At 72.1% G+C, this 21,313-nt stretch carries 14 protein-coding genes and 1 pseudogene; 9 read left to right on the top strand and 6 right to left on the bottom strand.

Features of this window, described 5'->3' with window-relative positions; translation table 11 throughout:
- Nucleotides 1–179: 179 nt before the first annotated feature.
- Nucleotides 180–716 (top strand): alpha/beta fold hydrolase, encoded by a 537-nt coding sequence (locus WAT24_RS07610; protein ID WP_336807230.1) that lies wholly within the window; start codon nt 180–182, stop codon nt 714–716.
- A 544-nt stretch (nt 717–1,260) separates the two neighbouring features.
- Here the strand turns inward: WAT24_RS07610 and fusA are convergent.
- On the bottom strand, nt 1,261–3,300 hold the full coding sequence (gene fusA / locus WAT24_RS07605) for an elongation factor G (protein ID WP_336807229.1): 2,040 nt from the start codon (nt 3,298–3,300) through the stop codon (nt 1,261–1,263).
- Nucleotides 3,301–3,774: 474 nt separating this feature from the next.
- Between fusA and WAT24_RS07600 the strand changes: the two genes are divergently transcribed.
- On the top strand, nt 3,775–4,692 hold the full coding sequence (locus WAT24_RS07600; protein WP_336807228.1) for a hypothetical protein: 918 nt from the start codon (nt 3,775–3,777) through the stop codon (nt 4,690–4,692).
- A gap of 72 nt (nt 4,693–4,764) precedes the next feature.
- Nucleotides 4,765–6,696, top strand: coding sequence for a hypothetical protein (locus WAT24_RS07595; protein WP_336807227.1), 1,932 nt, complete (start codon nt 4,765–4,767; stop codon nt 6,694–6,696).
- 208 nt (nt 6,697–6,904) lie between these two features.
- Here the strand turns inward: WAT24_RS07595 and WAT24_RS07590 are convergent, their stop codons facing one another.
- The 5 genes from WAT24_RS07590 to WAT24_RS07570 form a co-directional block, all read right to left on the bottom strand.
- On the bottom strand, nt 6,905–7,306 hold the full coding sequence (locus WAT24_RS07590) for a hypothetical protein (protein WP_336807226.1): 402 nt from the start codon (nt 7,304–7,306) through the stop codon (nt 6,905–6,907).
- A 13-nt stretch (nt 7,307–7,319) separates the two neighbouring features.
- Entirely contained in the window at nt 7,320–9,575 is a 2,256-nt protein-coding gene (locus tag WAT24_RS07585; protein WP_336807225.1) for a xanthine dehydrogenase family protein molybdopterin-binding subunit, read from the bottom strand.
- Entirely contained in the window at nt 9,572–10,099 is a 528-nt protein-coding gene (locus WAT24_RS07580) for a (2Fe-2S)-binding protein (protein WP_336807224.1), read from the bottom strand. Before WAT24_RS07580 ends, WAT24_RS07585 begins: the two co-directional genes overlap by 4 nt.
- 161 nt (nt 10,100–10,260) lie before the next feature.
- Nucleotides 10,261–11,595: an APC family permease gene (locus WAT24_RS07575; RefSeq protein WP_336807223.1), complete on the bottom strand. Its 1,335-nt coding sequence runs from the start codon at nt 11,593–11,595 to the stop codon at nt 10,261–10,263.
- Between the two features lie 79 nt (nt 11,596–11,674).
- Entirely contained in the window at nt 11,675–12,544 is an 870-nt protein-coding gene (locus tag WAT24_RS07570) for a PhzF family phenazine biosynthesis protein (RefSeq protein ID WP_336807222.1), read from the bottom strand.
- Between the two features lie 150 nt (nt 12,545–12,694).
- Between WAT24_RS07570 and WAT24_RS07565 the strand changes: the two genes are divergently transcribed.
- From WAT24_RS07565 to murD, 6 genes and pseudogenes are all read left to right on the top strand, one after another.
- Nucleotides 12,695–13,336, top strand: a complete 642-nt coding sequence (locus tag WAT24_RS07565; RefSeq protein ID WP_336807221.1) for an outer membrane beta-barrel protein — start codon at nt 12,695–12,697, stop codon at nt 13,334–13,336.
- Nucleotides 13,337–13,468: 132 nt separating this feature from the next.
- On the top strand, nt 13,469–14,983 hold the full coding sequence (locus tag WAT24_RS07560; RefSeq protein ID WP_336807220.1) for a fumarate hydratase: 1,515 nt from the start codon (nt 13,469–13,471) through the stop codon (nt 14,981–14,983).
- 352 nt (nt 14,984–15,335) lie between these two features.
- Nucleotides 15,336–17,954: a bifunctional aspartate kinase/diaminopimelate decarboxylase gene (locus WAT24_RS07555; protein WP_336807219.1), complete on the top strand. Its 2,619-nt coding sequence runs from the start codon at nt 15,336–15,338 to the stop codon at nt 17,952–17,954.
- Between the two features lie 153 nt (nt 17,955–18,107).
- A pseudogene (locus WAT24_RS07545) lies at nt 18,108–18,514 on the top strand (endonuclease domain-containing protein).
- 5 nt (nt 18,515–18,519) lie between these two features.
- Nucleotides 18,520–19,869 carry a UDP-N-acetyl-alpha-D-muramoyl-L-alanyl-L-glutamate epimerase gene (gene murL, locus WAT24_RS07540; RefSeq protein WP_336807241.1) on the top strand — a complete coding sequence of 450 codons (1,350 nt, stop codon included), beginning with the start codon at nt 18,520–18,522 and terminating at the stop codon, nt 19,867–19,869.
- Complete coding sequence (gene murD / locus WAT24_RS07535; RefSeq protein ID WP_425605268.1) at nt 19,866–21,266, top strand: UDP-N-acetylmuramoyl-L-alanine--D-glutamate ligase; 1,401 nt, start codon at nt 19,866–19,868, stop codon at nt 21,264–21,266. The genes murL and murD overlap by 4 nt, the downstream gene beginning before the upstream one ends.
- Nucleotides 21,267–21,313 lie beyond the last annotated feature (47 nt).

The following is a 21,313-nucleotide window of genomic DNA, read 5'->3' as shown; positions in this document are numbered from 1 at the left end:
GTTTATGCAGGTTCATCCGGGGCTCCTGGTGTGCTGGTTGGGTCGCACCTCCAGAATCTCCGGGATCGCCCCGGGTGAACAACCTACTGAGAGATCACACCTAGTCGCCCATCGCCGGGTGACAGGCACTGCGACCCGTTGGCATGATCCGGCCTTCGCGGGCTTGAAGAGGCGCCGGCATGCGGGCTGCGAACGGCGCGAGGTGGCGAACCGGTGTGTGGTCGCTGGCAGGCGCGACGGGGTGCCTGCTGGTCTTGTCCGCGCGGGCGGATGCGGTGCAGCGGCACGACTTCCGCGTGGTGACTGCGGACGGCGTCGGCATCCACGTGCGCGAGGTGCGTACGCCACAGGCGAAGGGCGAGCCGCTGATCCTGATCCACGGCGCGCGGGTGCCCGGGGTGGCTTCGTTCGATCTGGCGGTGCCCGGCGGTTCGCTCGCGCAGGACCTGGCATTGCGGACCGGGCGGCCGGTCTACGTGATGGATGCGCGCGGCTACGGCGGCTCGGACCGCCCACCGGCGATGGCCCGCCCCGGAGCAGAGTGCGCCGCTTTCGCGCGCCTGCGAGTTGGTGCGCGACGTCGATGCGGTCGCGCGCGCGGCGATGCGACGGACGCATCACGCGCACGTCGCCCTGTTCGGCTGGGCGACGGGGCACCTGGGCGGGCTATTACGCGTCCCTGCACCCGGAACGGGTGGCCCATCTGGTCATGCTGAACGCGCTCTACGGAGGCGCGTCCGCGCACGCCATGATCGGCCCGGGCAGTTCGCTGGCCAATCCGTACGACCCCGCCCGCCTCGCGCCGGACCTGAGCGGTTGCGCGCGCCACCGCCAGGACCAGCTCTACCCGGCCTGGGAGCGCTCCATCCCGGTCGCCGACAAGGATGCATGGCGCGACCCGGCAGTTGCGGCGGCCTACGGCCGCGCGGCGCTGGCCAGCGATCCGCAGGCGGGCGCCACCTCTCCGGCGAGCTTCCGTGCGCCATGGACGCGCTCGAGGACAGTTTCTACCTGGCCAGCGGGCGGCGCCTGTACGACGCCTCGTCGATCACCGGGCGCGTGCTGGTGGTGCGCTCGCAACTGGACTTCTGGAGCCGCCCGCAGGACGTGGCCGCCGTCCACGCGCGCAGCGTGCAGCGACTGGATCTGGCCGGCGCGACGCACATGGTGCATCTGGACCGGCACGGGCGCGAGCGGATGCTGCAGGCGGTGGTGGCGTTCCTCGGCCAGCCGTGGGAACGTGGCACGGCCGGTCCGCGCTCAGTCCTCCTCCACGTGCGGCTTCCATGCCTCCGCCAGCTGCTTCTGCACCGGCGGCGGGACCGGTTCGTAGTGGCTGAGGTCGAGGCTGTAGCGGCCCTGGCCGCCGGTCATGGATTTCAGTTCGGTGGGATAGTCGGTGAGCTCGGCCAGCGGCGCCTGGGCGCGGATCAGGATCTCGCCGCCGCGCTGGGTGTCGGTGCCCATGATGCGCGCGCGCTTGCCGGCCAGGCTGCCGGTGACGTCGCCCACGCTGCTCTCCGGGATGGCCACCTCCACGTCCACGATCGGCTCCAGCACGATCGGGCGGGCCTTGCCGACCGCGTCCATGAAGGCCTTCTTGCCGGCGCTGATGAAGGCCACCTCCTTGGAGTCGACCGGGTGGTACTTGCCGTCGTAGACGGTCACGCGCACGTCCTGCATCGGGTAGCCGGCCACCGCGCCGGTCTCCATCGCCTGGCGCACGCCCTTCTCGATCGCCGGGAGGAACTGGTTGGGAATCACGCCGCCCTTGACCTCGTCGACGAACTCGAAACCGCCGCCGCGTTCCAGAGGCTCGACGCGCAGGAAGACCTCGCCGAACTGCCCGGCGCCGCCGGTCTGTTTCTTGTGGCGGTGGTGGCCGTCGGCCCGGCCGGCGATGGTCTCGCGGTAGGCGATGCGCGGCGGGTGGGTGTCCACCTCCACGCCGTAGCGTTCGCGCATGCGCTCGACCATCACCTTCAGGTGCAGCTCGGACAGGCCGCGCACGACCGTCTCGTTGAGTTCCTTGTGGTGCTCCGTGCGCAGGCAGGGGTCCTCCTCGGCCAGCCGCGCCAGTGCCTGCGAGAGCTTCTGCTCCTGGCCCTTGTGCCGCGGCGTGAGGGCGAGGCCGAACATCGGCTGCGGGAACGCCATCGGGGCCAGGTGGATGCGGTCCTCCTCGTGCGAGTCGTGCAGCACGGCGTCGAAATGGATCTCCTCCACCTTCGCCACCGCGGCGATGTCGCCGGGGATCGCCTGCTCGATCTCCTCGTGCGCCTTGCCGTTCAGGCGGAACAGGTGGCCGACCTTGAACGGCTTGCGCGAGTCGTCGACGAACAGCTGGGTGTCGCGCCGGATCGTGCCCTGCCACACGCGGAACACCCCGAGCTTGCCGACGAAGGGGTCGTTGACGATCTTGAACACGTCCGCGATCACGTGCTGGCGCGGGTCGGGGTTGACCGTCACCGGCTCGCCCTCGCCGTTGAGGAACGGCGGCGGGTTGCCTTCGGCGGGGTTGGGCAGCAGCCGCCCGGCGAGGTCCAGCAGTTCCGGCACGCCTGCGCCGCTGCGCGCGCTGACAAAGCAGATCGGCACCAGGTGGCCCTCGCGCAGGCACTGCTCGAAGGCGTCGTGCAGCTGCTCGCGGCTGAGCGAGGCCTCGCCCCGGTCGAGGTACGCCCCCATGGTCGCCTCGTTGATCTCCACCACCTGGTCGATGATCTGCTGGTGTGCCGCGGCCAGCGACGAAAAATCGGTCTCGCCGTCGGCCTGGAAGAAGCAATCGAGCACCGCCTTGCCGCCCTGCGCCGGCAGGTTCACCGGCAGGCATTCGGGGCCGAATTCCTCGCGCAGGGCATCGACCAGCGCGGGCAGGCGCGTACCTTCGGTATCGATGCGGTTGATCACCAGCACCCGCGCCAGGCCGCGCTGGCGGGCGTGTTCCATCATGCGGCGGGTGCCGTGCTCGATGCCGATCGCCGCGTTGACCACCACCGCGACCGTCTCCACGGCGGCGAAGGCCGCCAGCGAGCCGCCGCGGAAGTCCGCGTAGCCGGCGGTGTCGATCAGATTGATATGGCAGCCGTCGCGATCGATGCTCGCGATGGCGCTGTCGATGGAATGGCCGCGCGCCTTTTCCTGCGCGTCGGTGTCCGACTGGGTGGTGCCGCGCTCCACCGACCCGGGCGTCTGGATGACGCCGCCGGCGTGCAGCAAGGCCTCGAACAGCGTGGTCTTGCCGGCGCCGGCATGGCCGGCGAGCGCGATGTTGCGGATGTTTTCCGTGTTGTACGACACGAGACGTCCCTCCTCTGGCAAGGCGCGGGTCTCGCATCGGCATGAGCGGCGCCGCACGAGGCCGCGCGTGGCGGCTGACGATGGCGGGCCGTCATGGTCGTCCTCGGCGCCGCCGCGGCGGCGCGGGCGGGGCGGTCATGGCGGGGTGCGGCGGGTGCCGCCTGTGTAGCCTTGTGCGGGAACGCCCCGCGGTCAAGCTGCAGCGAAGCACCTCACGCGCTCGTCACGCCGGCGCCACACCTCCTCCCGGGCACGAGCGCGCTCGCTCGCGATGCCCTTTTCCCGCCACCGGCATGACGCACTGCGAGCAAGGGCGTTCCTACCGGAGGCCGCCGCCCGGGGAACCTCTCGGTTGCATGAAGGTCTTGCGGAGACCGGTGTCGCCCCCGTTTCTCCACGGAGCCCCTTATCGTTTCCCCGCCGCAGGTCGAGCACCATCGTTGGCAGTCCCCGCGGCCCCGCGACCGCGGCCTGGTGCCGCTGGACGAGGAAACCCGCACATTGCTGCGCGCATGGCGCGCACGCCCGACGCCGCGCGAGCCGTGGCGCTTCCGCCTCGCGCTCGGCGTGGTGCTGGCGCTGCACGTGCTGTTCGCCGCCATCGTGTGGTGGGAGATGCGGCCCCGTGCCGTCCGGGAGGTGGTCCACGCGCAATTGGACGGAGCGCTGCAGGTGCGCTTCATCGCGCGGCCGCGGGCGTCGCCGCTCCCGCAGCCGCCGCCTGCGCCGGCACCGCCGGCGCACCCCGCGCAGGTACGCGAGCGGCCGGCGCCGAATGCGATGACCGTCCGCCTGCCGGAGCCGGCCGCGGCCGCCTCCGCGCCACGCATGCCTGCGCAGCTGTACGACCGCACCGGTCAGGTGCGGTTGCCGGCGCCGGCCGCAAGCAGCGCCTCCGCGCCCGGTTACGTGCAGCGCCTGCCGCAGGGCGATACGCAGGTGATGCGCCACGACAGCCCGGTGAAGTATCGGGCCACGCGCTTCGAGCAGTACTTCCCGCCGCCGGACGAGACCATCGTGGGGCAGGGCGTGCGCGGCGTGCTGCGCACGCTCCATACCGGCCAGCACGAGGAGGTCAACCTCGGCCACGGCGTGCACCTGAAGTGCAAGACGCTGTTCGGCCTGCCCACGCCGGACTGCGCCATGCCGCCCCCGGCTCCCTCGAAAAAGGACGGCGACGAACGCCTGAACATGGCGCCGGCCGCGCCGCTGGCCAAGGAGCTGGCGCCGGCGCAACGGGATCCGGGCGAGTGCATCGCGCTCTACCGCGCCGGCAAGCCGCTGCCGCAGGGCTGCCCGGTGGACACGCCGGCGCGCGCCGTCGACGCCGAATGCGCCGAGGCCCGACGCGCCGGCAAGCCGCTGGCCGCGCATTGCCCGAAGCCGCCCTGACCGCTTCGCGCACAGCGGCCTTCGTGCGCGGGCATGGGCATCCGCGAGCCGACCCCAAGCTACACTGCACCGATGCCCCTGCCCCCCGCGGACAAGCCCAGCGACTCGCCCGCCGAAGCGCGCCCGGTGGTCATGCTGCAATCGCCGCGCGAAGCGGCCGCGCGGGCCATCGTCTACCGCCGTCGCCGTGCCGAGCGTCCGCGTGATCGCGGCCTGCGCGTCGCCGGCATCGTTGGCTCCTCGCTGGTGCATCTGCTGGTGCTGTTCGGCGCGATCCTGGGGCCGGCCTACGACCTGGAGGAGCCGGTGCACCGCTCCGAGCCGCTGCAGGTGCGCCTGATCGAGAAGCCCGAGCCGCCGCCACCGCCGCCGGTGCGCGGCACGCCACCGAAACGGATCGGGCCGGCCCGCCGCGGCGGCGCGCGGGTCGCGGTGGCGCCGTCGCGCGCACCCTCGATGCCGCCGACGCCCGTGCCGGCGAAGCCCCAACCGGCACGGCCGGACATGCCGGTCATCACCGTCAGCGCGCCGCGCGCCACGATCCGTATCGCCGCGCCCGCCGCGCCCGCGCCGCCCCTGGCGGTGCCGCGTCCGCAGCCGACGCCGGATCTGGCCCCGGTGCCGCTGGCCGGCGCACCGCCGCAGGTCCATCTCGACACGCCGCCGGCAGCCCGTCCGGTGCCGCCACGGTTCCAGCCCGAGCCCGTGCGCAAGCCGCAGCCCGAGGGCAACCGGCCGATGCCGTCGCCGCCGTCGCTGGCGCTGCCGGACGTGCCGGCGCAGGCGCCGCCCACGGTCGCGGCGCCGAGCATCGCGCTCGAGCGGACGCCGCCGCCGCAGGACGCCCCGCCCAGTCCGGTCCCGCTGGTGCGTCCCCAGCCGCCCGCCGCCCCCGCCGCACCGCAGGTGGAGGCCATCCCGCTACCGGCGCAGGCGGCTCCGGCAATCGACCTGTCGCCTCAGCTCGCTCCGCCTGCGCCGATCGTGGCGCGCGAGCGGCCGCGCGTGCAGGCGCCGGCGATCCAGCTCGCCGAGCCGCAGCTCGGCGCGGTGCCGGTCGGCAGCGCCAACGTGCCCGCCCCGGCGAAGCCGGAGGCGCCCGCGATCGCCCTGCCGGCGCCGGCCATGCCTGCCGCCTCGCTCCCGCTCGCGCGCCCGGAGGTGGCGGCCGCGGCGCCGGCCTCGCCGTCGCCGGCGAGCGCCGCCTCCGCCGTGGCGGCCACCGCGACCAGCACGGCCATGCCCGGCGCGACCGAGGCCGAGACGGGACAGCCCAGCAGCGCCCCGCAAGCGACGGCGGCCGGCAGCGACACCGGCGTCCCCGGTGCCGCCCGTGAAGGCGCGAGCGAGGCGGCCGCCAATCCGAGCGCCGCCGGCCAGCCCGCGCCGCGGGCGGGGCAGGGTGCGGGGCAGGGCGAGGGTCGCCAGGGCAAGGCGCAGCCGGGCGCGGCGCAAGGCGGCGAACACGGCCGGCTCGGCAGCTACATCCAGCTGCAGCCGCGCGGCGACACGCAGATCATGGAGCACCGCGCGCCCGACATCGGCTACCGGCCCACCCGGTTCGAGGATGCCTGGACACCCGAGGGCGAGAGCTCGCTCGACACCGCGCTACGCCACGCGGTCGAGAAGACCACGGTCGAGCACACCTTCCACCTGCCGCGCGGCGTGCGCGTCGAGTGCAAGGTCAGCCCGCTGTTCCCGATCGCCCTGTTCGGCTGCGGCAACCCGGACCCGCCGGCCAAGGGCGGCACCGCCGAGCAGTACCGGCGGCTCAACCAGGCGCCAGTCAAGCCGCTCGCGCCGATGCCGGCGGCCAGCGCCGCCGCTGCCACGTCCGCACCGGCGCCGGCGACGTCCATCCACCTGGACAACGCCGCCCAGTGCGCCACCGCGCGCGTGGCCGGCGGCCCGCTGCCGCCGGGCTGCGAAGCGGTGCCGGCGCCGGCACCCTTGCCGGCCGGGACGTCGAGCTCCTGGGTGCCGCCCAGCGACCAGTTCCAATGAAACGCTGCAGGGGCGCTGCGCATCGGGCGCGTGCGGCGGCGGTGGCCCGGCCGCTCAGGTCGCTCTCGCAGCCGAGTAGGAGCCGATCGCCGCGTCGATGTGTCGGCGCTCGAGCGGCAGGCAGCGCGGGTGCGCGGCGGACCATTCGAGGAACGCGCGGTTGGCCGACGCCTGGCGCGGCGTGAACGCGGCGAACCGGTAGACGGCGTTAGTCGCGGGCCGTGGCTGCGATGTAACGGCGCGGGTTGATCGGGCGTGTCCCGGCCTGGGTGAAGCCATGGGTGAGATGGAACACCGGGTCGGCCTGCGCCAGCTGCCCGTCGAGGGCGGCGACCAGGTAGGCCGACAGATAGAAGCGGAAGGCCTCGTCGGAGAAGAACCAGAGCGCGGAGCCGAAACCGCCGGGCGCCTGGTCCGGGAACGCGGGCGCGAGCTCGCTCCAGTGGCGGTCGAGCACGGCCGTGAATTCCCTGGCGAGCAGCGCCGGCTCGGTACCCTCGGCGCTGCCGGCAAGGCACCAGGGCGGCGGCTCGACATCGTCGAACGCGCGGCGGACCTGCGTCTTCAGGGCGGCGGCATCGACCAGGCAGGCACTCGTTTGGGCGGCCAAGCCTATCCACGGCTCAGAGCAGCCGCAGCAGCTCCTTCATCAGCGGCAGCCGCCGCACGCGCACGGCGCTGGCGCGGAACACCGCGTTGGCCAGCGCGGGCGCGGCGGTGGGCATGGCGAGGAAACTGGCGCCGGTGGGCGCGCGGTCGTTGGGGACGGTGATCACCTCGACCTCGCGCGGCAGCTGCGCCATGGTGGCGAGCGGGTAATCCTTCAGGCCCTGCTGCTGCACCTGGCCGTTCCTGAAGGTGATCGAGGGGGCGAGCGCGTTGGAGAGCGCGTCCAGGGTGGCGCCCGCGACCTGGCCCTCCAGGCCCAGCGGATTGACCACGCGACCCACGTCCACCGCACAGACCACGCGCACGATGTCGAGCTTCTCGCCCTGCATCGCCGCCTCGATCGCATGGGCGACATAGGCGCCGTCGATGTGCCAGCAGGCCAGGCCCATGCCGTTGACGTTGTGCAGCCAGTTCTTCCACTCGATGCGGTCGGTCACCAGCTTCAGCACGTTGAGCAGGCGGCCCACGTCCAGCGTGCCGCCACCCGCGAGCGGGATCTGCCGGGGCTCGCCGAGCAGGCGCAGGCGGGTGTCCAGCGGGTTCTCGCGCAGCGTGTGCGCGATCTCGTCGATGAAGCTCTCCACCGCGAAGGCGTTGGTCACGTGCGGTTCGCCGCGGTGCGGGCCGCGCGGCATGGCCGAGGCCAGGCTGTACCAGTCGCTGCGGTAGGTCGGCAGCAGGCCGGCGGGGAGCTGGCCGGCATCCACTTCGCCGCTCCACAACCGGTCGGCGGGCACGCCGCGGCCGGCCAGTGCGGGGGCGCTCGCCATGCGCTGGTCCCAGGCGATCACGTGCCGCTTGCGGTCGATCACCGCCTTGATCCGGTGCACGGTGGCCGAGCGGTAGTAGTCGTGCGCGAGGCCCTGCTCGTGCGTCCACATCAGCCGCACGGGCTTGTCGACCGCCTTGGCCAGCATCACCGCCTCGGCGACGTAGTCGTGGTCCAGGCGCCGGCCGTAGCCGCCGCCCACGCGAGGGACCTCGATGGCGATCCGGTCCGGCGCCAGGCCGGTGAGGCGCCGCACCACGGCCCAGGCCTGCTGCGGCGCCTGCGTCGGCACCACCAGGGTGGCCTGGTCCTTGTCCAGGCGCACCAGGCAGTTCATCGGCTCGGGCGTGGCATGCGCCAGCCATGGCTGCACGTAGGTGGCCTCGACCCGCCGCGCGGCCTTGCGGTTGGCCGCCTTGAGGTCGCCGTCGTCGCGCACGCGCGTGGTCGGCGCCGCGTCGGTGCCTAGCAGCGCGATCGCCTGGTCCTCGAACCGGGCGCTGTCCTCGTTGGCGCTGCCCTGGCCCGGCTTCCACTCGAGCTTGAGCTCGGCCAGGCCGCGCAGGGCGGCCCAGGTCGTCTCGGCGAGCACCGCCACGGCCGGCGCGATGGCGGTCTGCCCCGGCGGCACGCCGGCTTCGGGATCGAGCGGCACCACCTTGACCACACCCTTGACCGCGAGTGCGGGCGCGGTCTCGATGCTGGCCAGGCTGCCGTCGGGCCAGGGGCACTGGGCGAGCACGGCGACCAGCGCGTCGGCATAGTGCGCGTCGATGGCGTAACGGGTCTGGCCGGTGACGATCGCCCGCGCATCCACGTCGCCGGCGGGTCGGCCGATCAGCGTGTAGCGCTGCGGCGGCTTCAGCGGCAGCGGCGCGGCCGGCGGGTCGATCTTGCCGGCCGCCTCGACCAGGCTGCCGTACGGGAAGCGGCGGCCGTCGGGCGTGATGACCATGCCGGCTTCGCAGCGCAACCGGTCCGCGGCGATCCCCAGCCGGCGCGCGGCCGCCTGGGTGATCAGCCAGCGCGCCAGGGCGCCGGCCTGGCGCAGGTCGGCCCAGGCCGCGGGAATCGAATCGCCGGTGCCGCTGCGCTGGTGGCCGTAGGTCCACACCGGCTTGCCGTTGCGGGCCGTGACGCCCAGCCCCAGCGGAACCACGCGGACGCGGGTCCAGTCGGCCTCCAGTTCCTCCGCGATGATCCGCGGTAGCGACGTCGCGGTGCCGGTGCCGGTGTCCGGGTCGCGCGTGCCGATCAGCACGTCGCCTTCGCGGTCGATGCGCACGTACGGCCCGAGTGCGCCGAAGTCGTCGCCCAGCATGCCCGGCGGAACGGGCACGTCGCGCGCCCGGGCAAAGCGCACCCCGACCACCAGGGCGCCGGCGCTGCCGGCGAGCACCTGCAGGAACCGCCGGCGCGAGAGCCGCATCGATCCGCTCATGCCGGCACCCCCGCGGCGCGCTTGATCGCGCGGCGCACCCGCGTCTGGCAGCCGCAGCGGCAGCGATTGGGCAACTGGTCGATGTCCTCGTCGGTGGGTTTGGGCTTGCGCGTGAGCAGGTCGACGCCGGCGATCAGCCAGCCCGGGGTGCAGTAGCCGCAGCCGATCGCGTCCTCGTCGATGAAGGCCTGCTGCAACGGATGCAGGCTGCCGTCCGGGTTGGCGAGGCCCTCCACCGTGGTCACGCGCGCGCCGGCGAGTTCGGCCATGGGGCGTTTGATCGCGGACACCGCCTTGCCATCGACCAGCACCAGGTCGTACCCGCCCTCGCCGTGCGCGCCGCCGACCTTGGTGCCGGTCAGGCGCAGCACGTCGCGCAGGTACCACAGCAGCGGCATCAGCGGGTCGCCGGTATGCCAGAAGCGCTCGCCGTTGACGACCAGCTCGATGCCCTCGCGCACGGGGACCGGTGTGATCTCGCCGGGTGTGGCGGGCGGCAGGCCCGGGGCTTGCGCTTGCAGCATCGGAGTTTCCTTACGCGTGGACCCTTATTGTGGCATCGCCCCGGCGAACGGGGCAGCCGGGCCGCGACCGGCGTTCAGTTGGCGGGCGCCCCGCCGTGCAGGAGCGAGCCTGCTCGCGATGCCTTCGGCGGCGTCGAGAAAAAACCGCGAACAGGCCTGCCCTACGGTGCCGGACGCCCGCCCACGGCCCGGCGCCTGCGCCACGCGTAATACACCGGCACCCCGGCCAGCATGATGAGCACGCCGATGCCGGCGTTGCGCGGGCTGTCGCGCATGGTGGCGACCACCACCGCGCCGATCGCGAGCACGAACAGCAAGGGCAGCAGCGGGTAGCCCGGCACGCGGAACGGCACCTCGCCCCGGTCGTGCCGGCGATACCAGAACAGCGTCGCCACGCCCACCGCGCAGGCCAGCCAGTCGCCGAAGGTGGCGTAGTCGAGCAGCGCGCCGTAGCTGCCCGAGAGCGCCAGCACGATGGCCCAGCCCGAGAGCGCCGCCAGCGCCACGTTGGGCGTGCCGTGGCGTGGATGCAGCTTGGCCACGAAGCGGAAGAACAGCCCGTCCGCACCCATCACCTGCAGCACGCGCGCGCCGGCCACCAGCGTGATGTTGCAGAAGCCCAGCGTGGAGATGGCGATGCCCAGCGCGATCAGGCGCGCGCCCACGGGGCCCAGCACGCGGTCCATCACCTGCGCGGCTGGCGCGGTGCTGGCCGCCAGCCCCGCGTGGCCGAGCACGGCCAGGTAGGCCAGGTTCACCAGCGCGTAGGCGGCAATCACCAGCAGCATGCCGGCGAACAAGGCGCGGGGTAGGTTGCGCTGCGGCGCCTGCACTTCACCGGCGAGGTTGTTGAGGTAGGTGAAGCCCGAATAGGCGAACAGCACCGGCAACGCGGCGCCCATGAAGCCCACGCCGGTGCGCATCGGATCCGCCGCCAGCGCGGCGGGCGCGTGCGCGCCGGCCAGATACAGCCCGCAGGCGACCAGCACCGCGACGGCCAGCAGCTTGAGCAGCGCGAACAGGTTCTGCACCTGCGCACCGAGGCGGAGGCCGAACAGGTTGACCAGCGCGACGAACACCAGCGCGCCCACCGTGAGCGGCAGCGCGGTGCCGGCCGGCAGACCGAACGCGGCCACCGCGTAGCTGGCGAAGATGGTCGCCACCGCCGCGGTGGAGCCCGAATAGATCACCAGCAGCATGGTCCAGCCGAACAGGAAGCCGGCCAGCGGTCCGAAGGCCTCGCGCAGGTAGACGTAGGTGCCGCCTGCCTGCGGCCGCCGCGCGCCGAGCTCGGCGTAGCACAGCGCGCCGACAAGGGTCAGCACGCCAGCGCCGATCCAGGCCAGCAGCAGCGCGAGGCCCGACCCGGTGCGCTGCGCCGCGATGCCGGGATTGAGGAAGATGCCGCCGCCGATGATGCCGCCCACCACCACCAGTGCCGCGTCCCACGGGCCGAGGCTGCGCCGATAGCCGTCGTTTCCCTTGTTCGCGCTCATGCGGTGGCCTCTGGCGAAGTGCGCGGAGCATGGAGGGCGGCGCGCAGGGAGGCAAGAGCGCACCGGTGCGGGCGGCCGCTCAATCCAGCGTGAAGCTGCCGCACACGCCCAGCACGCAGCGGCCTCCGATCGTGACCGTGCCGCGGGTTTCGTCCACCTGCACCTCGACGCGGCCGTCGCGGCCCACTTCACGTCCCTGGCTGGCGGTGTAGCGGCGGCCGTAGCGTGCCAGTCCGCCGCTCGCGTGCAGCACCGCACCGATCGCGGCGTTGGCGCTGCCGGTGACCGGATCCTCCGGGATGCCGTCGGCCGGACAGAAGGCACGCACCGCCATGGCCGCATCACCGGCGCTTTCGCGGCCGAACACGCTCACGCCGATCGCTCCGTACCCCCGGCACAACGCTGCGATCGCGGACAGGTCGGGCGCCAGCGAGCGAACGCGCCGCGCATCGTCCAGGTCGCACACCAACCACAGCGGCCCGTTGTCCACGACGTGCACGGTCTTCGGTACGAGGCCGAGGGCGTGGCCGATCGCGTCCGTCACGGCCGCCTCCGCGGCTGCGAGGCCCGCCGGCGGTGCCTGCACGTGGATCCTGCGCAACGCACCACGACCTTCCACCGTCACCGGCAGCAGGCCCGCGGCGCACTCCTGCACCAGCGTCGACTGCTCCGGCACGCGGCCGCTCTCGATCGCGGCGTACGCGCTGCCCACGCTGGGATGGCCGGCGAAGGGCAGTTCCTGGCGCGGCGTGAAGATGCGCACGCGGTAGTCGGCGCCGGGTCGTGTCGGTTGCAACAGGAAGGCGGTCTCGGAAAGGTTGGTCCAGCGTGCGATGCGCTGCATCGTCTCGCGGTCCAGCGCATCGGCGCCGACCACCACCGCCAGCGGATTGCCCTCGAGCAGGCGTGCGGCGAACACGTCCAGTTGCAGGAACTCGAAACTCGGCATGGAACCTCGCAGGAACGATGGGGCAAGGACAGGCAGCCAGTGTAGGTGATCACCTACAGCCAGCACGGGCACCGGTGGCTAGAATTCGCGGCCGTCCGGCATCCCCGGCCGGACGTGCCGATACCAACACCAAGGAACAGGGAGTCACGCATGAACAAGCTTCTGACCGCCGCCCTCGGCGCGGCGCTGGCCGTCGCGTCCGCCTCGGCCGCCGCCGCCGATGGCAACGGCAACGGCAACGGTGCATTCTTCATCAACGCCGGCGTGGGCCAGGCGCAGTACCACGTCGGTCGCACCGACGGACTGGGCTACGCGCTGGACGACAAGGACACCGCTGGCGCGCTGCGTTTCGGCTACATGTGGCACGCCAGCCAGGCCTTCGACCTGGGCATCGAGGGCGGTTACGTCGATCTGGGCAAGGTCACCGCCGACTACAACGACGGCACCTATGTCGCGCATGCCGACCTTGGCGCCACCGGGTGGATGCTCGGTATCAATGGCAAGTACGGCTTCGCGAGCCATTGGTACGTCTCGGCCCGCGGAGGCTGGCTGCGCTCCAAGGGCGATCTCAAGGCGTCCGCCTACGACAACAGCACCCACCAGGGGGGCTATCTGAGTGGAAACGGCGATGGCGATGGCTGGTACGGCGGGGTGGGCGTGGGTTACGACTTTGCCCCTAGCTTCAGCATGGGCCTCAATTACGACAACTACCATGCCAAGGCTGCGCAGGACGGCGTCTCGGTGCACGGCAACATCGGCACCTACATGGTATCGGCCGAGTACCGTTTCTGAACCACGGAAAGCGAAGTAGAGCACAGGCAACGGCCGCCTCGCGCGGCCGTTGCCTTTTTCCGTCCTGCCCGGCTGCGGCACAATAGCGGGCTCATGCGCCGCGCAAGGTGGCGCGTCCCAGCGAAGCCGCCCATGACCACCATCAAGCAAGACGACCTGATCCAGTCCGTCGCCGACGCGCTGCAGTACATCAGCTACTACCACCCGGTCGACTACATCACCAGCCTGGCCGCCGCCTACGAGCGCGAGGAATCGCCCGCAGCGCGCGACGCCATGGCGCAGATCCTGATCAACTCGCGCATGGCGGCCGAGGGCCATCGTCCGCTGTGCCAGGACACCGGCATCGTCACCGTGTTCCTCAAGGTCGGCATGAACGTGCGCTGGGAGGCCACCATGAGCCTCGAGGACATGATCAACGAGGGCGTGCGCCGCGCCTACAACCACCCCGACAACAAGCTGCGCGCCAGCGTGCTGGCCGACCCGGCCGGCAAGCGCCTCAACACGCGCGACAACACCCCGGCGGTGATCAACATGTCGATCGTGCCGGGCGATACGGTCGAGGTCATCGTCGCGGCCAAGGGTGGCGGCTCCGAGGCGAAGTCCAAGTTCGTCATGCTCAACCCGTCCGACTCCATCGTCGACTGGGTGCTCAGGACCGTGCCGACCATGGGCGCGGGCTGGTGCCCGCCGGGCATGCTCGGCATCGGCATCGGCGGCACCGCCGAGAAGGCCATGCTGCTGGCCAAGGAGTCGCTGATGGAGCACATCGACATCCAGGAGCTGATCGCGCGCGGGCCCTCCAACCGCATCGAGGAACTGCGCATCGAGCTGTACGAGAAGGTCAACGCGCTCGGCATCGGCGCGCAGGGGCTGGGCGGGCTGACCACCGTGCTCGACGTGAAGATCAAGGATTACCCGACGCATGCGGCCAACCTGCCGGTGGCGATGATCCCCAACTGCGCGGCCACCCGCCATGCGCACTTCACGCTGGACGGCTCCGGTCCGGTGATGCTCGAACCGCCGTCGCTGGAGCACTGGCCCAGGCTCACCTACGACGCCTCCAAGGGGCGCCGCGTGGACCTCGACACGGTCACCCGCGAGGAGGTCGCGAGCTGGAAGCCGGGCGAGGTGCTGCTGCTCAACGGCAGGCTGCTGACCGGCCGCGATGCCGCGCACAAGCGCATGGTGGACATGCTGAACAAGGGCGAGCCGCTGCCGGTCGACTTCAACGGCCGCTTCATCTACTACGTCGGCCCGGTCGATCCGGTGCGCGACGAGGTGGTCGGTCCGGCCGGCCCGACCACCGCCACGCGCATGGACAAGTTCACCGAACAGGTGCTGGCGCAGACCGGCCTGCTCGGCATGGTCGGCAAGGCCGAACGTGGCCCGGCCGCGATCGAGGCGATCAAGAGGCACCGCTCGGTCTACCTGATGGCGGTGGGCGGCGCCGCCTACCTGGTGTCCAAGGCGATCAAGGCCAGCCGCGTGGTGGGCTTCGCCGACCTCGGCATGGAAGCGATCTACGAGTTCGAGGTCAGGGACATGCCGGTGACCGTGGCGGTCGATTCGGCCGGCACCTCGGTGCACCAGACCGGGCCGAAGGAGTGGCAGGCGCGGATCGGCAAGATCCCCGTGGTCGTGCAATGACGCGGCGCGCGGCGCACGCCTTCGCCTGCGCTGTCCACCGGGGAGAGGATTGAGGTGAGCCAGGGCCTGCGAGGCGCCGCTCTGCTTCCTCTCCCCTCCAGAAGGCGGATCGAGGTCAGGGACTGGGGCTCGTGAGAAGCCCCGGCTGGACTGGCGCTTCCTAGACCGGGCCGAGACCAGGCCGCCCCGTCACCCCGACCTCTCACCGGAGGGGAGAGGGGGCGCTCTGCCCATGCGCGTTGTTTGGATGGCTAAACGGCCATATGCGCGCCACCAGAATGCCATTGCAATTCCTTTGCGGCAGCGCAACACTGGCGCGATTGCCTTTTCCCACCACCGCAATGGAGCCCTCGTGACCCCGCAAAACCCCGCGCCGCTTCCGGCGGACGCGCCCTGGATCGTGATGAAGTTCGGCGGCACGTCGGTCGCGACGCTGCCGCGCTGGCAGAACATCCGTGAGCTGATCGCCAGCCGCCGCGCCGAAGGCGCCCGCGTGCTGGTCGTCGTGTCCGCGCTCACCGGCATCACCGACGCACTCAAACAGCTGTGCGGCGAGGGCAACGGGGACAAACGCAAGGCGGCGGCCGATGCGATCGCGCAACGCCACCACGACCTGCTGGGCCACATGCAGCTGCCGCTGCCGGACACGCTCGCCGCGCGCCTGGCCGATCTGGCGGCGCTGGCCGTCGACGGTCCGGCCGCGCTGGGCGAGCTCGCCTGGGCCGCGCAGGTACAGGCCCACGGCGAGCTGATGTCCAGCACGCTGGGCGCGGCCTATCTCAGCGCGGCCGGCCTGCCGACGCAGTGGTTGGACGCGCGCGACTGCCTGGCCGCGATCGCGCTGCCCAACCAGAACGAGCGCACGCGCCTGCTCTCGGCCACGGTCGAGGCGCGCCACGATCCGGCGCTGGCCGCGCGCCTGGCCGCGCTGGGCGAGGTATTCATCACCCAGGGCTTCATCGCCCGCGAGGAGTGCGGACGCACGGTGCTGCTCGGTCGCGGCGGTTCCGACACCTCGGCGGCGTATTTCGGCGCCTTGCTGAAGGCGCAACGGGTGGAGATCTGGACCGACGTGGCCGGCATGTTCACCGCCAACCCGCGCCAGGTGCCGGGCGCGCGCCTGCTGCAGAAACTGGACTACGAGGAGGCGCAGGAGATCGCCACCACCGGCGCCAAGGTGCTGCACCCGCGTTGCCTCTCGCCGCTGCGCGAGCCGCGCGTGCCGCTGCTGATCAAGGACACCAACCGGCCCGAGCTGGAAGGTACGGTGATCGGTCCGGAGGTACGCGAGCATGCGCCCTCGGTCAAGGCGATCAGCGCGCGCAAGGGCCTCACCCTGGTGTCGATGGAATCGGTCGGCATGTGGCAGCAGGTCGGCTTCCTGGCCGACGTGTTCGGCGAATTCAAGAAGCACGGCCTGTCGGTCGACCTGATCGGCTCGGCGGAGACCAACGTGACGGTGTCGCTCGATCCCACCGAGAACCTGCTCGACTCCGACGCGGTGGCCGCGCTGGCGAGCGACCTCGCCAAGGTGTGCCGGGTCAAGGTGATCGCACCCTGCGCGGCGATCACGCTGGTCGGCCGCGGCATGCGCTCGATGCTGCACACGCTTTCGACCGTGCTGGCCGAGTTCGGGCAGTTGCGCGTGCACCTGATCTCGCAGTCGTCCAACAACCTCAACCTGACCTTCGTGGTGGACGAGGCGGTGGTCGACGAACTGCTGCCGCACCTGCACGAGCTGCTGATCGCCGCCGGCGCGCTGCGTACCGACGACAGCGCGCTGTTCGGGCCGAGCTGGCAGGCGCTGTACGGCGGTGGCGAGGCGGCGGCGCAGGCCGTGGCCTGGTGGCGCGGTCCGGCCGCGCGCACGCGCCTGCTGGCGCTCGCGCAGGAGGCCACGCCGCGCTACGTCTACCACCTGCCCACGGTGCGTGCGCAGGCGCGTGCGCTCAAGTCGCTGGGCGCGGTGGACCGGCTGCATTACGCGGTCAAGGCCAACACCCATCCGGCGATCCTGCGCGCGCTGGCGGAGGAAGGCTTCGCCTTCGAGTGCGTGTCGCCGGGCGAGCTGCGCGCGGTGGCGGGGGCGGTGCCGGCCCACGCGCCGCTGCTGTTCACCCCGAACTTCGCCCGTCGCGCCGACTACGCCGAGGCGTTGGCGACCCGCGCCACGGTCACGCTGGACGCGCTGCATCCGCTGGAACACTGGGGCGAGCTGTTCCGTGGCCGCGAGGTAGTGCTGCGGGTCGACCTGGGCCGGGGCCTCGGCCACCACGAGAAGGTGCGCACCGGCGGCGACGGCAGCAAGTTCGGCCTGCCGGTCGAGCAGCTGGATGCCTTCCTGCGCCTCGCCGATGCGCACCAGGTCAGCGTGCGCGGCCTGCATGCGCATCTGGGCTCGGGTGTGCTCGATCCGGGCCATTGGGGCGAGGTCTACGCGCAGCTGGCGAGCCTGGCCGAACGCATCGGCAGCGTGGCCTTCCTGAACATCGGCGGTGGCCTGGGCGTGCCCTCGCACCCTGGCGAGGCGCCGCTGGACGTCGCCGCACTGGACCGTGCGCTACGCGTGGTCAAGGCCGCGTACCCGCACTACGGGCTGTGGATGGAGCCGGGCCGCTACCTGGTCGCCGACGCCGGCGTGCTGCTGGCGCGGGTCACCCAGGCCAAGGCCAAGGGCACGTTGCGCTATCTCGGCGTGGACACCGGCATGGACAGCCTGATCCGCCCGACCCTGTACGACGCCTGGCACGAGATCGCGAACCTCTCGCGGCTGGACGCGCCGGGCGAGGTCCTCTACCAGGTGGTCGGGCCGATCTGCGAGTCCGGCGACGTGCTGGGCACGGACCGCCGGCTGCCCGAGTCGGAGGAGGGCGACGTGATGCTGATCGCCCAGGCCGGGGCATACGGCAAGGTGATGTCCTCGCGGTACAACCTGAGGGAGGAGGCGGACGAGGTGATCCTGGAGGATTGAGGCGAGCCCCGGTCCTCACCCCGACCCGGGGAGGGAGCTGGCTCGGCGCAGAATGAGCATTGACCGGGGCCCTGCTTTTGCTCCCTCTCTCCAGGAGAGGGTCGGGGTGAGAGGCGCTCCGGCGACGGACTTCCACCGAGGGAGGCTTCAAGGATGAAGCGCATGAGCGTAGACAGGGCGCGTGGACTGCGTCGTGGCATGACCGGCGCCGAACAGGCGCTCTGGTACCGCCCGCGGAACCGGCAGCCCGATGGGTGCAAGTTCCGCCGCCAGCACGGGATCGACCGCTACGCCGTCGATTTCGTTTGCGCCGAGCGCATGCTGTTCGTGGAGCCCGACGGCAGCCAGCGTTTCGGCCAGAGGACCACGACGAGGCGCGCACGCGTTACCGTCAGAACAAGGGCTGCCGCGTACTGTGTTTCTGGAACAATGACGTACTGATGAACATCGAGAGCGTGCCCGAGGTGCCGATGGAGGCGTTGGCGAGCGCCTGGTCCTCACCCCAGCCCTCCCGCCGGAGGGGAGAGGGCGCATGGCTTGCCGGAGAGATTGACGAGTGACGACCATCCAGCCCCGCCTCACCCAGGTTTTCCGTTTCGTCCGCTGCGCCTACGCCGACGGCGTGGCCGAACTGGTCTACGCCTTCGACCAGGGCGAAGAGATGATCGAGCGCATCCGCTTCCCGAGCGCGCCGGCGTTGCCGCCCGAGCGCCAGCAGGCCTTCGACGCCGCGCTGAAGCTGCTGCACTTGATCGCCGGCGTGAGCTACTACAAGGCCGGCGTGCCGCCGCAGATCGAAGCGGAGCCGCTGGACGACACCACCGCGGACCTGCTCGATGCGCTGTACCTCCATGGCCTGGCCGAGTTCGCCTATCGCAACGGCCTGGACCTGCGCGGCCGCATCGCTTTCCCGCGGCTCGCTCGCTCCCCCCTCCGGGGCGAGGGGTCGGGAGGGCGCGAAGCTCCCGTGCTCGGCCTCCCGCCGCGGACCCTCGTCCCCATCGGCGGCGGCAAGGATTCGCTGGTCGCGGCGGAAGCGATCAAGTCCATCGGCGGCGCGGCTACCGCCGTATGGGTGGGCAACTCCCCGCTGATCGCCGCCTGCGCCGAGCGTACCGGCCTGCCCACGCTGAACATCCAGCGCGAGCTTTCGCCGCTGCTGTTCGAGCTGAACCGGCTGGGCGCGTGGAACGGGCACGTGCCGGTGACGGCGGTGAACTCGGCGATCCTGGCGGTCGCGGCCGTCCTCTACGGCTACGATTCGATCGCCTTCGCCAACGAGCGCTCCGCCTCCGCGGCCACGCTCGAGTACGAGGGCCAGCAGGTCAACCACCAGTGGAGCAAGGGCTACGCCTTCGAGGCGATGCTGGCCGGGTGGCTGCACACGCACGTGGCGGCCGACCTCGACTACTGCTCGCTGCTGCGGCCCTATTCCGAGCTGGCGGTCACCCGCGCCTTCGCGCGCCTGACGCCCTATTTCGACGCCTTCTCCAGCTGCAACCGCAACTTCCGCATCCTCGGGCCGAAGCCGGCCGACCGCTGGTGCGGGCAGTGCCCGAAGTGCCACTTCGTGTTCCTGGCGCTGGCGCCGTTCCTGCCCAAGCCGCGGCTGCTGTCGATCTTCGGCCGCAACCTGCTGGACGACGAAACCCAGGCGGCCGGCTTCGATGCGCTGCTCGAGTACCAGGACCACAAGCCGTTCGAGTGCGTGGGCGAGGGCGCCGAGGCGCGCGCGGCCATGTTCGCATTGAGCCAGCGGCCCGAGTGGCAGGAGGACGCGCTGGTCGCGCGCTTCGCCCGCGAGATCCTGCCGCAGCTCGACCCGGCCCGGCTGGCGCTGGAGCCGTGGCTGGTGCCGTCGGCCGAACACCACGTGCCGATGCGGCTGCGGCCGGCCCTGCAGGCGATCGGATGATGCAGTCGCGCGCGCCCGGACCGGAAGGCAGGCCGCCGATACGCATTGCCGACCTGGTGGGCCGGCGGGTGGCGGTGTGGGGATTCGGCCGGGAAGGGCGCGCCGCCCTGCGTGCCCTGCGCGCGCGGCTCGGCGCGCAGCCGCTGGTGCTGTTCTGCCCGGCGGCCGAGGCGGAGGCCGCGCGCGCCTTCGATCCGCCGCTGCAGGTGCAGACCGCCGAACCCGACACCGCGGTGCTTGCCGGCTTCGACGTGGTGGTGAAATCCCCGGGCATTTCAGCCTACGCGCCGGCCGTGCTCGGCGCGCAGGCGCGCGGCACGCGCATCACCTCCGGCACCGCGCTGTGGTTCGCCGAGCGGACCGATGCGCGCGTGGTGGCGGTCACCGGCACCAAGGGCAAGAGCACCACCACCGCGCTGATCGCGCACCTCGCGCGCGGCCTGGGCGTACGCACGGCGCTGGCCGGCAACATCGGCATGCCGTTGCTGGAGCTGCTCGACGCGCAGGCGCAGCTGTGGGCGGTGGAACTGTCCAGTTTCCAGACCGGCGAGGCCGGGCCGTTGGAGCTGGGCGTGGTGACCAGCCTGTACGAGGAGCACCTGGACTGGCACGGTTCGCGCGAGCGCTACGTCGCCGACAAGCTCAGGCTGGCCGACGCCGCGCGCACGCTGCTGGTCAACGGCACCCAGGAGACGCTGCTGGCGCGCACCGCCGCCCATCCGCAGCGCATCCTGTTCGGCGTGCCCGAGGGCTGGCACCTGCGCGAGGGTGCGATCTGCCGGGCGGGCGAGCCGGTCTTCGCGGTGGCGGATCTGCCGGTGCCCGGCGAACACAACGCGCTCAACGCCTGCGCGGCGCTGGCCGCGCTCGAGGCGATGGGGTACGACGCGCGCGCCGCGGCGCCCGCGCTGGCACGTTTCCGTGCGCTGCCGCACCGGCTGCAACCGCTGGGCGAGCGCGACGGGCGGCGCTGGATCAACGACTCCATCAGCACCACGCCCCAGGCGACACTGGCGGCGCTGGCCAGCCTGGGGGACGCGGAGGTGGTCGTGATCGTCGGCGGACACGATCGCGGGCTGGACTGGTCGGAGTTCGTCGAGGCGGTGAGCTGGCAGCCGCGCCTGGCGCTGGTGGCGCAAGGCGCCAACGGTCCACGCATCGCGCGGGCGCTGCGGGAAGCGGAAACCGTGGGGGAGGTGGTGCAGGCCGCCACCCTGGAGGAAGCGGTGGCACGCGCGCGTGCGCTGGCGCCGGCGGGCGGCGTGGTGCTGCTCTCGCCAGGCGCGCCCAGCTTCGACCAGTTCCACGACTACGCCGAACGCGGTCGGCACTTCGCCGAACTGGCGGGTTTCGATCCGCTGGCGATCAGCGGCATCGACGGTCTCGGCGTGGCCTGATCGCGGACGCACGCGGGGGCCCGCTCGCGGTCGGCGCCTGTGCGAGA

Source organism: Fulvimonas yonginensis (genome assembly GCF_037137055.1).
Taxonomy (GTDB): Bacteria; Pseudomonadota; Gammaproteobacteria; order Xanthomonadales; family Rhodanobacteraceae; genus Frateuria_A; species Frateuria_A yonginensis.
Note: the sequence above shows the minus strand (reverse complement) of the source record. Positions and strands in the feature narration are given on the sequence as shown.

What these genes read in the sequence shown, in the direction of transcription:
- WAT24_RS07560 (WP_336807220.1), top strand. Translation starts at nt 13,469, where the DNA reads ATGACCACCATCAAGCAAGACGACCTGATCCAGTCCGTCGCCGACGCG.
- WAT24_RS07610 (WP_336807230.1), top strand. Translation starts at nt 180, where the DNA reads ATGCGGGCTGCGAACGGCGCGAGGTGGCGAACCGGTGTGTGGTCGCTG.
- WAT24_RS07580 (WP_336807224.1), bottom strand. Translation starts at nt 10,099, where the DNA reads ATGCTGCAAGCGCAAGCCCCGGGCCTGCCGCCCGCCACACCCGGCGAG.
- WAT24_RS07565 (WP_336807221.1), top strand. Translation starts at nt 12,695, where the DNA reads ATGAACAAGCTTCTGACCGCCGCCCTCGGCGCGGCGCTGGCCGTCGCG.
- WAT24_RS07570 (WP_336807222.1), bottom strand. Translation starts at nt 12,544, where the DNA reads ATGCCGAGTTTCGAGTTCCTGCAACTGGACGTGTTCGCCGCACGCCTG.
- WAT24_RS07595 (WP_336807227.1), top strand. Translation starts at nt 4,765, where the DNA reads ATGCCCCTGCCCCCCGCGGACAAGCCCAGCGACTCGCCCGCCGAAGCG.
- WAT24_RS07575 (WP_336807223.1), bottom strand. Translation starts at nt 11,595, where the DNA reads ATGAGCGCGAACAAGGGAAACGACGGCTATCGGCGCAGCCTCGGCCCG.
- murD (WP_425605268.1), top strand. Translation starts at nt 19,866, where the DNA reads ATGATGCAGTCGCGCGCGCCCGGACCGGAAGGCAGGCCGCCGATACGC.
- WAT24_RS07585 (WP_336807225.1), bottom strand. Translation starts at nt 9,575, where the DNA reads ATGAGCGGATCGATGCGGCTCTCGCGCCGGCGGTTCCTGCAGGTGCTC.